Origin of the sequence: Acidovorax temperans (assembly GCF_006716905.1) — a bacterium.
In the GTDB taxonomy this organism is placed as follows: Bacteria; Pseudomonadota; Gammaproteobacteria; order Burkholderiales; family Burkholderiaceae_C; genus Acidovorax; species Acidovorax temperans.
In genome coordinates, this window is sequence record NZ_VFPV01000001.1 from 1661404 (window position 1) to 1673386 (window position 11983).

At 64.7% G+C, this 11983-nt stretch carries 12 protein-coding genes; 9 read left to right on the forward strand and 3 right to left on the reverse strand.

Annotated features, from left to right (window positions below; genetic code table 11):
- Positions 1-90 precede the first annotated feature (90 nt).
- The 6 genes from BDD18_RS07950 (at position 91) to BDD18_RS07975 (ending at position 7791) form a co-directional block, all read left to right on the forward strand.
- Positions 91-1167, forward strand: a complete 1077-nt coding sequence (locus BDD18_RS07950) for a branched-chain amino acid ABC transporter permease (protein ID WP_044395549.1) — start codon at positions 91-93, stop codon at positions 1165-1167.
- Positions 1168-1367: 200 nt separating this feature from the next.
- Entirely contained in the window at positions 1368-2696 is a 1329-nt protein-coding gene (locus BDD18_RS07955; protein ID WP_142082354.1) for an ABC transporter substrate-binding protein, read from the forward strand.
- A gap of 244 nt (positions 2697-2940) precedes the next feature.
- The gene (locus tag BDD18_RS07960; protein WP_066691827.1) at positions 2941-3750 is read left to right on the forward strand and encodes an ABC transporter ATP-binding protein; all 810 of its coding nucleotides are present in this window, start codon (positions 2941-2943) and stop codon (positions 3748-3750) included.
- Between the two features lie 229 nt (positions 3751-3979).
- Entirely contained in the window at positions 3980-5227 is a 1248-nt protein-coding gene (locus tag BDD18_RS07965) for a phenylacetate--CoA ligase family protein (protein ID WP_142082358.1), read from the forward strand.
- A 271-nt stretch (positions 5228-5498) separates the two neighbouring features.
- The gene (locus tag BDD18_RS07970) at positions 5499-6488 is read left to right on the forward strand and encodes a tripartite tricarboxylate transporter substrate-binding protein (RefSeq protein WP_142082361.1); all 990 of its coding nucleotides are present in this window, start codon (positions 5499-5501) and stop codon (positions 6486-6488) included.
- Positions 6489-6789: 301 nt separating this feature from the next.
- On the forward strand, positions 6790-7791 hold the full coding sequence (locus BDD18_RS07975) for a Bug family tripartite tricarboxylate transporter substrate binding protein (protein WP_142082586.1): 1002 nt from the start codon (positions 6790-6792) through the stop codon (positions 7789-7791).
- Positions 7792-7835: 44 nt separating this feature from the next.
- Here BDD18_RS07975 and BDD18_RS07980 read toward each other — a convergent pair whose 3' ends face one another.
- On the reverse strand, positions 7836-8180 hold the full coding sequence (locus tag BDD18_RS07980; RefSeq protein WP_142082364.1) for a DUF1840 domain-containing protein: 345 nt from the start codon (positions 8178-8180) through the stop codon (positions 7836-7838).
- A gap of 194 nt (positions 8181-8374) precedes the next feature.
- Positions 8375-9346, reverse strand: a complete 972-nt coding sequence (locus tag BDD18_RS07985) for an EamA family transporter (protein ID WP_142082368.1) — start codon at positions 9344-9346, stop codon at positions 8375-8377.
- A 70-nt stretch (positions 9347-9416) separates the two neighbouring features.
- Here BDD18_RS07985 and BDD18_RS07990 point away from each other — a divergent pair, with 70 nt between their 5' ends.
- The 3 genes from BDD18_RS07990 (at position 9417) to arsC (ending at position 11253) form a co-directional block, all read left to right on the forward strand.
- Positions 9417-9905, forward strand: a complete 489-nt coding sequence (locus tag BDD18_RS07990) for an Lrp/AsnC family transcriptional regulator (protein WP_233099640.1) — start codon at positions 9417-9419, stop codon at positions 9903-9905.
- A gap of 89 nt (positions 9906-9994) precedes the next feature.
- Positions 9995-10678 carry a DUF1045 domain-containing protein gene (locus BDD18_RS07995; protein WP_142082373.1) on the forward strand — a complete coding sequence of 228 codons (684 nt, stop codon included), beginning with the start codon at positions 9995-9997 and terminating at the stop codon, positions 10676-10678.
- A 152-nt stretch (positions 10679-10830) separates the two neighbouring features.
- Complete coding sequence (arsC, locus tag BDD18_RS08000; protein WP_142082376.1) at positions 10831-11253, forward strand: arsenate reductase (glutaredoxin); 423 nt, start codon at positions 10831-10833, stop codon at positions 11251-11253.
- On the opposite strand, the gene BDD18_RS08005 is transcribed toward arsC, so the two are convergent.
- A complete protein-coding gene (locus BDD18_RS08005) occupies positions 11254-11922 on the reverse strand; it encodes a DNA-3-methyladenine glycosylase I (RefSeq protein WP_142082381.1) in 669 nt (222 codons plus the stop codon). It abuts the gene before it with no gap.
- Positions 11923-11983 lie beyond the last annotated feature (61 nt).

An 11983-nucleotide genomic window follows, 5' to 3' on the forward strand; every position in this document is an offset into this window, starting at 1 on the left:
CGCAGGCTCCGCGTGGCACCGCAGGTGCGCCCCCGTGCAAAAGATCATTGATCGCGCCTAACCCACCACAAGAACAACAGGAGACACACCATGCTCTACCGCGAAAACGGCCAGTTCAAGACCAGCTACCGCGCTGACCAGCAGATCTTCCCCATCGCGCAGGACCGCATTGCCATCGGGCTCATCCTCGCGGTGGCCTTCCTGGTGGTGCCTGCGTTTGCCAGCGACTACATCTTCCGCGCCATCCTGATTCCCTTCGTCATCATGGCGCTGGCCGCCCTGGGGGTGAACATCCTGGTGGGCTACTGCGGGCAGATCTCGCTGGGCTCAGGCGCCTTCATGGCCGTGGGGGCCTACGGGGCCTACAACTTCTTCGTGCGCTTCCCCGGCATGCCGCTGATTCCTGCACTGATCCTTGGCGGGCTGTGCGCCACGTTCTTCGGCATTCTGTTCGGGCTGCCCAGCCTGCGTGTGAAGGGCCTGTACCTGGCCGTGGCCACGCTGGCGGCGCAGTTCTTCAGCGACTGGATGTTCCTGCGCATCAAGTGGTTCACCAACAACTCCGACTCGGGCTCGGTGTCGGTGACCAACCTGCAAGTGCTGGGCATGCCGATTGACAGCGCCACCAGCAAGTACGTGTTCTGCCTGGCTATTCTGGTGGTGGTGGCCCTGCTGGCCAAGAACCTGGTGCGCGGTGCCATTGGCCGCGAGTGGATGGCCATTCGCGACATGGACGTGGCCGCCGCCGTGATTGGCATCCGCCCCATGTACGCCAAGCTCAGCGCCTTCGCCGTCAGCTCCTTCATCGTGGGCATGGCGGGCGCACTGTGGGCCTTTGTGCACCTGGGTGCGTGGGAGCCTGCCGCGTTCTCGGTGGAAGTGTCGTTCCGCCTGCTGTTCATGGTGATCATCGGCGGGCTGGGCTCCATCATGGGTGCGTTCTTTGGCGCGGCCTTCATCGTGGTGCTGCCCATCGTGCTCAACCAGTTTCTGCCTGCCTTCCTGGGCCTGTTCGGTATCGAGATTTCGACAGCGGGCGTGTCCCATGCCGAGCTGATGATCTTCGGCGCCTTGATCGTCTGGTTCCTGATCGTGGAGCCCCACGGCCTGGCCAAGCTGTGGTCCACCGCCAAGCAGAAGCTGCGCCTGTGGCCCTTCCCGCACTGACATGAAACACCCCCTGAGTCGCTTCGCGCCTTCCCCCTCTCTCGCGCTGCGCGCGGGAGGGAGGACGCAGCCCTCGCTGCGGGGCGGCCCTTGCTCGGCTGCCCCGGCCTGGGTAGCGCCAGTTTTTACGGTGGCGCCCTGAAACGTAGCCAAGTTTGTTCCCGTGCTTGCTTCACCCTATTCATCCAAAGGAGACATCCATGAAGCTTTCCAAAATCGTGATCGCCGCCGCAGTGGTTGCCGCCGGTGCGTCGTCGCTGGCCACCAGCGCCATGGCCCAGGCCAAGGAACAGTTCTTCCCGCTGCTGTCCTACCGCACGGGGCCCTACGCGCCGAACGGTGTGCCATGGGCCAATGGCAAGCAGGACTATCTGAAGATGATCAACGCCCGCGATGGCGGCATCAACGGCGTGAAGCTGACGTTTGAAGAGTGCGAAACCGGCTACGCCACCGACCGCGGCGTGGAATGCTACGAACGCCTCAAGAGCCGCCCCGGCGTGACGCTGTTTGACCCCCAGGCCACCGGCATCACCTTCGCGCTGACCGAGAAGGCCCCCGTGGACAAGATCCCGCTGATGACGCTGGGCTATGGCCTGTCGGTGGCGCAGGACGGCCAGGCCTTCAAGTGGAACTTCCCCTTCATGGGCAGCTACTGGACGGGCGCTGACATCCTGATCCAGCATCTGGGCAAGGCCAACGGCGGGCTGGACAAACTCAAGGGCAAGAAGATCGCGCTGGTCTACCACGACAGCCCGTTTGGCAAAGAGCCCATCCCGGTGCTGCAGGAGCGCGCCAAGATGCATGGCTTTGAGCTGCAGATGCTGCCAGTGACCGCGCCCGGCGTGGAACAAAAAGCCACCTGGCTGCAGGTGCGCCAAAGCCGCCCCGACTACGTGCTGCTGTGGGGCTGGGGCGTGATGAACTCCACCGCCCTGAAGGAAGCCCAGGCCACTGGCTACCCCCGCGACAAGATGTATGGCGTGTGGTGGGCCGGTGCCGAGCCCGATGTGCGTGACGTGGGCGAAGGCGCCAAGGGCTACAACGCGCTGGCTCTGAACGGCTACGGCACCCAGTCCAAGGTGATCCAGGACATCATGAAGCACGTGCACGACAAGGGCCAGGGCACAGGGCCGAAGGACGAAGTGGGCTCGGTGCTGTACACCCGCGGCGTGATCATCCAGATGCTGGCCGTGGAAGCCGTGCGCCGCGCGCAAGAGCGTTTTGGCAAGGGCAAGGTCATGACGGGCGAACAAGTACGCTGGGGCATGGAAAACCTGGCCCTGGACCAGAAGAAGCTGGACGCACTGGGCTTCAACGATGTGATGCGCCCGCTGTCCACCAGCTGCGCCGACCACATGGGCTCCACCTGGTCGCGCGTGCACACCTGGGACGGCAAAAAGTGGAACTTCTCGTCTGACTGGTACCAGGCCGACGAGCAGATCCTGAAGCCCATGATCAAGGCAGGCGCGGACAAGTACCTGGCCGACAAGAAGATGACACGACGCGATCCTGCTGATTGCAACTCTTGAGGTCATCCCCCTGAGGCGCTGGCGCGCCTTCCCCCTTCTCTCTTAGCGCTTCGCGCTGCGGGAAGGGGGACAACGCCAGCGCGGCGGGGCGGCGCGGCCGGCGTAGGCCCTTGCGCGGCGTTCCTGGCCTCTGGGCCGCGACCGTATCAATGGCTGGTAACAAAGCGGCTGCTCCCACGCAGAACAGCCGCCAATCCAAAGAATTGCTTGCAGCTCTTTGGATTGGCACAGCGAAGGCAACACCATGGACTCTAAAAACATTGTTCTCAACGTCAACGGCATCGAGGTCATCTACAACCACGTGATCCTGGTGCTCAAGGGCGTCTCGTTGCAGGTGGCCGAAGGCAGCATCGTGGCCATTCTGGGTGGCAACGGTGCGGGCAAGACGACCACGCTGCGGGCCATCTCCAACCTGCTCAAGGGTGAGCGCGGCGAGGTGACCAAGGGCAGCATCGAGCTGCGCGGCGAACGCATTGAAAACCTGTCGCCCGCCGATCTGGTCAAGCGCGGCGTGGTGCAGGTGATGGAAGGCCGTCACTGCTTTGCCCACCTGACGATCGAAGAGAACCTGATGACGGGCTCTTACACCCGCACCAGCAAGGGCGAAATCGAGGCCAACCTGGAGAAGGTCTACAACTACTTCCCGCGCCTGAAAACGCGCCGCACCTCGCAGGCGGCCTACACCTCGGGCGGCGAGCAGCAGATGTGCGCCATTGGCCGCGCGCTGATGGCCAACCCCAGCATGGTGCTGCTCGACGAGCCCTCGATGGGCCTGGCGCCGCAGATCGTGGAAGAGGTGTTCAACATCGTCAAAGACCTGAACACCAAGGAGAAGGTCACCTTCTTGCTGGCGGAGCAGAACACCAACATGGCGCTGAAGTACGCGGACTACGGCTACATCATGGAAAGTGGCCGCGTGGTGATGGACGGCGCCGCGAGCGACCTGGCCAGCAACGAGGACGTGAAGGAGTTCTACCTGGGCATGGGCGGCGGCGAGCGCAAGAGCTTCAAGGATGTCAAGAGTTACAAGCGGCGCAAGCGCTGGCTTGCTTAGGGTGCCCCCTGTGGCGCTGCGCGCCTTCCCCCTCAGGGGGACGCACCCGGTGGCCTGGCAAAGCCAGTTCCACGGGTGCGCTGGCCTTCGGCAGCGCGGGCGCCCCGGGCAGTCATCCTTTTCAGACGCTGGACGAAATTACTCTTAATTTGATAGCTGCTTGCGCTTGATGGATAAGCGCCAGAGGCCGATTTCATTCAAAACCACCACCTCACAAGGAAACACAGGCATGAGCACCTTCTATGACGCCCTGGAAACGCGCAGCCCCGCTGAGCGCGAAGCGGCCTTGATGGCGGCGCTGCCGCAGCAGATCGCCCATGCCCAAAAGGCATCGCCCGCGTTCGCCAGCATTCTGGCGGGGGTGGATGCTGGTGCGGTCACCAGCCGCGAGGCATTGGCCAAGTTGCCCGTGACACGCAAGCACGAGCTGCTGGAGCGCCAGCAGGCGGGCCGAGCCACCAATGTGTTTGGCGGCTTCAGCGCGCTGGGCTTTGGGCCGGGCATGACGCGGGTGTTTGCCAGCCCCGGCACCATCTACGAACCCGAGGGCACGCGGCCCGATTACTGGCGCATGGCGCGGGCCATTTATGCGGCGGGCTTTCGGCGCGGCGAGCTGATCCACAACAGCTTCAGCTACCACTTTGTGCCTGCGGGCTCGATGATGGAAACCGGCGCCCACGCGCTGGGCTGCACCGTCTTCCCCGGCGGCACGGGCCAGACGGAACAGCAAGTGCATGCCATGGCCGAGCTGCGGCCTGCGGGCTACATCGGCACGCCCAGCTTCCTCAAAATCATCATCGAGAAGGCCGCCGAGATGGGCGTGGCCCTGCCCACGGTGACCAAGGCTCTGGTCTCTGGCGAGGCGTTTCCGCCCAGCCTGCGCGACTGGTTTGCGCAGCAGGGCATTGCGGGTTACCAGTGCTATGCCACGGCCGACCTGGGCCTGATTGCCTATGAAACCTCGGCCCGCGAAGGCCTGGTGCTGGATGAAGGCGTGATCGTCGAAATCGTCCGACCCGGCACGGGCGACCCGGTGCCCGAGGGCGAGGTGGGCGAGCTGGTCATCACCACGCTCAACCCCGACTACCCGCTCGTCCGCTTTGGCACTGGCGACCTGTCTGCCGTGCTGCCGGGCACCTGCCCCACGGGCCGCACCAACACCCGCATCAAGGGCTGGATGGGCCGTGCCGACCAGACCACCAAGGTGCGCGGCATGTTCGTGCACCCCGGTCAGGTGGCCGCCATCGCCAAGCGTTTCCCGCAGGTGCAGCGCGCGCGGCTGGTGGTCAGCGGCGAAATGGCCAACGACCAGATGGTGCTGCGGGTGGAAACCACCGAAACGGCCGAGGGCCTGGCCCACCAGTTGGGCGACGCCATCCGCGAAGTGACCAAGCTGCGCGGCGATGTGGAAATGGTGCCGCCCGGCACCCTGCCCAACGATGGCAAGGTGATTGAAGACGCTCGCAGCTACCGCTGACTGCGCGTGGTGTGACAGCGCAGGCCCCGCCTGCGCTGTTGATTTGCCACAAATACCGGGCACCTGAAGCGCCAACCGGCGGGCTGCAAACGCCCGCCTGCGTCAGGGATAACCCGCGCAAACGCTATCAAATACATAGCTGCAGCGCTTGACACAAAAGCGCTGCAGCTATTTTTCGTTAAAGACATTACAGCGTGGCGGCTACGTACAACCCGCATTACCCCAAAAAAACGCCCTCGTTATCATCGCGCCGTTAATCAAAGGAGCATCCATGAAAACATTGCTGAAACTCTCGCTGGCCGCCACTGCCGTTATCACAGCCTTCGGTGCGCAAGCGCAAGAGTTCCCGTCCAAAGACAAGACGGTGACCTTGGTCGTGCCCTATGCAGCGGGCGGCCCCACAGACCGCGTGGCCCGTGACCTGGCCGAAGCACTGCGCAAGCCCCTGGGCGGCGTGAGCGTGGTGGTGGACAACGCGGCAGGTGCAGGCAGCACCATCGGCACCGCCAAGGCTGCACGCGCCACGCCCGATGGCTATACCTTGCTGCTCAACCACATCAGCATGTCCACCATGCCCACGATGTACCGCAAGCTGGCCTTCAACGTGGTGAACGACTTTGAATACCTGGGCATCATCAACGATGTGCCCATGACGCTGATCGCCAAGCCCAGCATGGCGGCCAACAACTACAAGGAACTGTCCACCTGGATCAACCAGAACAAGGGCAAGATCAACCTGGGCAATGCCGGCCTGGGCTCTGCCTCGCACCTGTGCGGCCTGATGTTCCAAAGCGCTCTGCAGATCGACATGACGCCTGTGCCTTACAAGGGCACGGCCCCTGCCATCACCGACCTGATCGGCGGCCAGATCGACCTGCTGTGTGACCAGACCACCAACACCACCAGCCAGATCGAAGGCAAGAAGGTCAAGGCCTACGCCGTGACCACCACCAAGCGCCTCACCACGCCTGCGCTCAAAGACCTGCCCACACTGGCCGAGTCGGGCTTGAAGGACTTCAACGTGACCATCTGGCACGGCGTGTACGCCCCCAAGGGCACACCGGCTGACGTGCTCAAGAAGCTGAACCAGGCCATCAAGGCCGCGCTGAAAGACCCTGAATTCATCAAGAAGCAAGAAGGCCTGGGTGCCGTGGTCGCCACCGACAAGCGCATCGAGCCTGCCGAGCACAAGAAGTTTGTGCAGTCTGAAATCGACAAGTGGGGCGCGGTGATCAAGGCCGCCGGCACCTACGCCGACTAAGCTCTGCGATGGGCAGGAGTTGCCCGAGCCACACCAGCCACCGCGCCTCCCGGCCCGGTGGCTTTTTTCATGGGTTGGCGGCCGCGTGTTCGGGTAATCCATCTGCCCTTGCAGCACCCCCGCGCGTAGAACTGAGGGCACAAGGTATCGCACAAGCAACGCCCCCGATTCGAGAAGGAATGGCCCCATGACATCGCAGCACCACTTCCGCACCCCCGCCAGCTCCCGAGCACAAATCCAGGCCCGCAGCCGGGCCCGCAGCCGCCGCAAGGCCCTGGCGCTGGGCCTCACCGTCACGGCCATGGGCGCCATGGCGCTGGCTGCGGCTGCCGCCCTGCTGGCACCGGGCAACGCGCACGCGCAAGCCGCGCCCAGCACTGCGGGCTGGCCCACCAAGCCGGTGCGCATCGTGGTGCCGTTTGCACCCGGCGGCACCACTGACATCCTGGCGCGCGCCATGGCGCCCGAGCTGAGCCGCGCGTTCGGCCAGCAGTTCATCGTGGACAACCGCGCGGGCGCGGGCGGCAACGTGGGGGCCGAAGTGGTGGCCAAGTCGCCCGCCGATGGCTACACGCTGCTCATGGGCACCGTGGGCACGCACGGCATCAACCGCGCGCTGTATGCCAGGCTGCCCTACGACCCGATCAAGGATTTCGCCCCCATCACCCTGGTGGCCGCTGTGCCCAATGTGATGGTGATGAACCCCGACAAGGCCAAGGCCCTGGGTGTGACCAATGTGCAGGAGTTCATCAAGGCGGCCAAGGCCAACCCTGGCAAGCTGAACATGGCCTCCAGCGGCAACGGCACCTCCATCCACCTGGCGGGCGAGCTGTTCAAGAGCATGACTGGCACCTACATGCTGCACCTGCCCTACCGTGGCTCGGGCCCGGCGCTGATGGACATGGTGGCGGGCAATGCCGATGTGATGTTTGACAACCTGCCCTCGTCCATGGCGCAGATCAAGGCAGGCAAACTGGTGGCACTGGCGGTGACCAGCAGCCAGCGCTCTACCGCCCTGCCCGATGTGCCCACGGTGGAACAGGCCGGTGGCGCGGCGCTCAAGGGCTATGAAGCGAGTTCCTGGTTTGGCCTGCTGGCCCCGGCCGGGACGCCCGCAGACATCGTCAACCGCATTCAGCAAGAAACGGCCAAGGCACTGGCCAGCCCGGCGGTGAAAGAGCGGCTGATGGCCCAGGGCGCCGTTCCTGGCGGCAACACACCGGCCGAGTTTGCGCGGCACATCGACAACGAACACCAAAAATGGGCCGGGGTGGTGAAAGCCTCCGGCGCGAAGGTCGATTGATATTGGGCGCTGACGCAGCCCTCTGCGTCAGACCGTGTCAGCCGCTACACACCCCACACCACGTCGCAGCCCTCTTGCTGGCTGCGGCGCAGCAGGTCGATGAAAGGCGTGGCGCGCTGGCGCAGGTGGATGGTGTCGTTGGGCTCGTCTTCAGCCGGGTTCGCATCAGCAGAACCCGGCTCTTGCTGAGCGACTGCCTGGGCAGCGCGCAGGCGGGCTTCATCACGGGCCACGGCGGCCTCCAGCGCGGCCAGGGCGGCGGGGATTTGCGCCGCTGTCACGATGCCTGTGGGCCCCGGCGTTTTGCCGATGATTTCCAAAATTTGCCGGCCGTGCGGCTCCAGCAGGATGAGGTCCGCCGCAGCGCGGGATTTGAATTTGTACAACATGGCGCATAACTCCGAATGGCAGGTTGCTCGGTGAGGTAACCAAAGCATTAGCCTAACCGCAACTGCGCGGAAGCGTGTCAGCGCATACCGATCAACGCCCTAGGAGCCAGGCAAATGCACTCTGATTCAATTTTGAGTAAAAAGTGCCTCCAAGGCTTATCCATCAAGCGCCATCAGCTATATTTTCAATAGCATCAACCCTGCTCCTGGCAACCGGCGGGCGCACAGGCAGCCCGCAAGCGGGGCAGCACGCGGCGCTGCCACCAGCCCAGCACCATGGGCCCGTAGAGAATGCAGCCCAGCGCGCCAGCAATCAGCGGCAAGGCCGCAAACACCCAGCCGGTGAGCAGCTCGCCCCCCAGCGCCACGCCCACCAACAGGGCTACGGCCGGGTTCACAAACGAATAGCTGCCCGCCAGTGCGGCCGTGGTGTTTTGCAGCAGCCACAGGTAGGCATTGAGGGCCACCATGGTGCCAAACACCAGCAGGTAGAGCCAGGCAGCCCACGACTTGCCGCTGATCTGCGACAGCGCGGGCACGGGCTCCACGCACAGCGCCACCACCAGCCCCATCGCGCCCCCCACAAACCACTGGGCTGCCGCCGCCATGGCCGGTGCAGGCAGCGAGAGCTTGCGTGAGGCGTAGGAGCCCAGGCTCCAGCACAGGGGTGCAGCAAAAGCCAGCGATGCGCCCACCCAGGTGGCAGAGAAGTCGCCCTCCCTCGCCAGCAGCAGCGCGCCCACCACGCCCAGGCCCAGGCCGATCCAGCTCGTCAGGGGCACACGCTCGCCACCCCAGCGCGTCCACAGCGCCAGCCACATGGGCATGGTGGTGACCACCGTGGCCATCAAGCCCGAGCCAATGCCCAGCTTCTGCGCAAAGCCGATGAAGTTCATCGCCAAGAACACCATCAGCCCGCCCACCAGCGCCGAGTTGCGCCACTGCAGCGCCGTGGGCAAGGCATGGCCCTGCCACAACGCAATGAGCAACATGACCACGCCCGCGCACAGAAAGCGCACCGCGTTCATCAGCAACGGGGGCATGGTCTGCAGGGCGATGCTGGTGGCGAAATACGTGGTGCCCCACACCACATAAACCAGCAACAGAGCCGTGGCAACCGCCCAGGAACCACGGGAACGCGCTTGCACATTGAAATTTGCCGGCATATTCTTCACCTTACCGAATAATTTATGGAAACCTTGAGGTTTTCGGAATTTTTACCAGAAACAGGCCCCAATGCAAGCAAATATTCAGACAGACGACATCGATGCCAGAATTATTTCGGCCCTGGGGGCTGATGGCCGACGTTCATACGCCGATGTCGGTGCCGAGGTGGGCCTGTCCACCGCCGCGGTGCACGAGCGCGTGAAGAAGATGCTGGACAAGGGCGTGATCCGCCGTTTCTCGATCAGCGTGGACCCGGAGCGCGTGGGTTTGAACTTCACGGCGTTCGTGGCCATCCGCAACGACGGCGGCATCCACTGCCGTGACGTGGCGCCCCGGCTGCGGGCCATGCCGCAGGTGGAAGAGCTGCACAGCGTGGCGGGGGAATACGACTTCCTGGCCAAGATCCGCACCACGCACGCGCGGGCGCTGGAAGACGTGATCTACGAAATCAAGGCCATTGCCGGTGTGGCCCGAACCACCAGCACCGTGGTGCTCAACACCGAATTTGAAGACCGGCCGCTCGACCTGTCCTGGGTGAATGCGGCCAAGGCCGACTGAAGCGCGTGAGGGCGCGCAGCCCCGTGCGAAGCCGCATCGCTTCTGAACCTGTAAGGCGGGCTGTTGCACGGCACCCACCACGGACACCCATGAACACTGAATCCACCACCCCGCAGGCAGCCACCACCGCCCACCGTTACGCGGTGTACTTCGCCCCCAGCCCCGGCACCCTGGGCTGGCTGGCCGGCAGCCATTGGCTCGGGCGCTGTGCGGCACAACTGCGGCCCCTGCCGCAACTGAACATCCACGGCGTGGCCCCTGCCGACCTGCAGCGCCTGACGGCAGCGCCGCGACGCCATGGCTGGCATGCCACGCTGAAGGCACCCTTCGCCCTTGCACCGGGCACCGACTGGCTCACGCTGCACCACGCCGTGCAGCAGGTAGCGCGCAGCCTGACGCCTTTCACCATGCCCCCCATGCAGGTGCAGCGCATCGACGACTTCCTGGCGCTGGTGCCCATGCCATCGCACCCAGCCAACGCAGCCCTCAACGCGGCAGCGGCCGCTTGCGTCACGCAACTGCAGCCGCTCGCGGCGCCACCGTCTGGCGATGAGCTGGCCCAGCGCCGCGCAGCAGAGGAGTTCCGCTTTCACATGCCGCTCACGGGGCCGTTGTCGCTGGTCGATGACAACACACAGGCCCTGGTGCTGGACGCAGCGCAGCAGTTCTTCTCGGACCTGCCCACACTCCAGTTCAACCAGCTGGCCTTGTTCGCCGAACCCACGCCTGGCGCAGACTTCGTGCTGCTCGACCACCTGGAGCTGGGTTCGTGAGCACGCGCTTGGCCCAGGGCCCGGGCCTCTGACGGCGCGCGACGCCGCTGCGCTGAATGCCGCAGGGCAATCAGCAATGGTTGGCCATCTGGCAGCAGGCACCAGTGGCACACTTCTGCCCCGGCCTGCCCCTCAGAACCAGCTCCAACACCATGTCTGACATCACGATTTATCACAACCCCAAGTGCGGCACCTCGCGCAACACCCTGGCCATGATCCGCAACAGCGGCGCGGAGCCCCTGGTCATCGAATACCTCAAGACTCCCCCTGATCGCGCCACGCTGCAGGCGCTGATCGCTGCCACGGGCCAACCCGTCATCAACGCCGTGCGCACCAAGGAAGCCCTGTTCACCGAACTGCGGCTGGACGCGCCGGGCGTGACCGATGCGCAGCTGATCGACGCCATGCTGGCGCACCCCATCCTCATCAACCGGCCCATCGTCGTCACCCCGCTGGGCACGCGGCTGTGCCGCCCTTCTGAGCTGGTGCTGGACATCCTGCCCACCCCGCAACAGGGCGCGTTCACCAAAGAAGATGGTGAGGTGGTGGTCAACGCACAGGGCCAGCGGGCCTGATCAACCGCGCGGCACGACAAAGGCGGCGCGCGCCTGCAACGCTTTGGCACGGGCGTGGCAGCCTTCCAGATGGTCGTTGACCAGGCCCATGGCCTGCATGAAGGCATACACCGTGGTGGGGCCCACAAAGCTCCAGCCGCGCTTTTTCAGGTCTTTGGACAAGGCCACTGAAGCAGCGGTGGACGTGAGCGTGCGCGCGGCTTCAAGCGTCAGCACGGCGGGCCGGTCCGCCGCGCCGGGCTCGTACTGCCACACGTAGCGGGCCAGCGAGCCAAACTCGCGGCGCAGCTCCAGCACGCGGCGGGCGTTGTGGATGGTGGACTCGATCTTGCCCCGGTGGCGCACGATGGCGGCGTCCTGCACCAGCCGCTCCACATCGGCCTGGTCGAAGGCGGCCACCTGCTCGGCGTCGAACTGGGCAAACGCGGAGCGAAAGCCCTCGCGCTTGTTCAGAATGGTCAGCCAGCTCAGGCCCGACTGAAAGCCCTCCAGGCAGATCTTTTCAAACAGACGCCGGTCATCCGCAACCGGGAAGCCCCACTCGTGGTCGTGGTAGTGGCGGTACAGCGGGCTGGCCTTGCACCAGGCGCAGCGCGGGCAGGCTTCGTCATCCGCAAAAAGGCCCTCGGGCAAGGGGGCCGCGCTGTCGGGTGAAAGGGCTTCGTTCATGCGGCCATTCTAGGAAGGGGCCACGCCAGGCTGCTGACACGGCTACGATGCGAATCCCCCT

What these genes read in the sequence shown, in the direction of transcription:
- BDD18_RS07950 (WP_044395549.1), top strand. Translation starts at nt 91, where the DNA reads ATGCTCTACCGCGAAAACGGCCAGTTCAAGACCAGCTACCGCGCTGAC.
- BDD18_RS07995 (WP_142082373.1), top strand. Translation starts at nt 9,995, where the DNA reads ATGAACACTGAATCCACCACCCCGCAGGCAGCCACCACCGCCCACCGT.
- BDD18_RS07980 (WP_142082364.1), bottom strand. Translation starts at nt 8,180, where the DNA reads ATGTTGTACAAATTCAAATCCCGCGCTGCGGCGGACCTCATCCTGCTG.
- BDD18_RS08005 (WP_142082381.1), bottom strand. Translation starts at nt 11,922, where the DNA reads ATGAACGAAGCCCTTTCACCCGACAGCGCGGCCCCCTTGCCCGAGGGC.
- arsC (WP_142082376.1), top strand. Translation starts at nt 10,831, where the DNA reads ATGTCTGACATCACGATTTATCACAACCCCAAGTGCGGCACCTCGCGC.
- BDD18_RS07955 (WP_142082354.1), top strand. Translation starts at nt 1,368, where the DNA reads ATGAAGCTTTCCAAAATCGTGATCGCCGCCGCAGTGGTTGCCGCCGGT.
- BDD18_RS07960 (WP_066691827.1), top strand. Translation starts at nt 2,941, where the DNA reads ATGGACTCTAAAAACATTGTTCTCAACGTCAACGGCATCGAGGTCATC.
- BDD18_RS07965 (WP_142082358.1), top strand. Translation starts at nt 3,980, where the DNA reads ATGAGCACCTTCTATGACGCCCTGGAAACGCGCAGCCCCGCTGAGCGC.
- BDD18_RS07990 (WP_233099640.1), top strand. Translation starts at nt 9,417, where the DNA reads ATGCAAGCAAATATTCAGACAGACGACATCGATGCCAGAATTATTTCG.
- BDD18_RS07975 (WP_142082586.1), top strand. Translation starts at nt 6,790, where the DNA reads ATGGGCGCCATGGCGCTGGCTGCGGCTGCCGCCCTGCTGGCACCGGGC.
- BDD18_RS07985 (WP_142082368.1), bottom strand. Translation starts at nt 9,346, where the DNA reads ATGCCGGCAAATTTCAATGTGCAAGCGCGTTCCCGTGGTTCCTGGGCG.
- BDD18_RS07970 (WP_142082361.1), top strand. Translation starts at nt 5,499, where the DNA reads ATGAAAACATTGCTGAAACTCTCGCTGGCCGCCACTGCCGTTATCACA.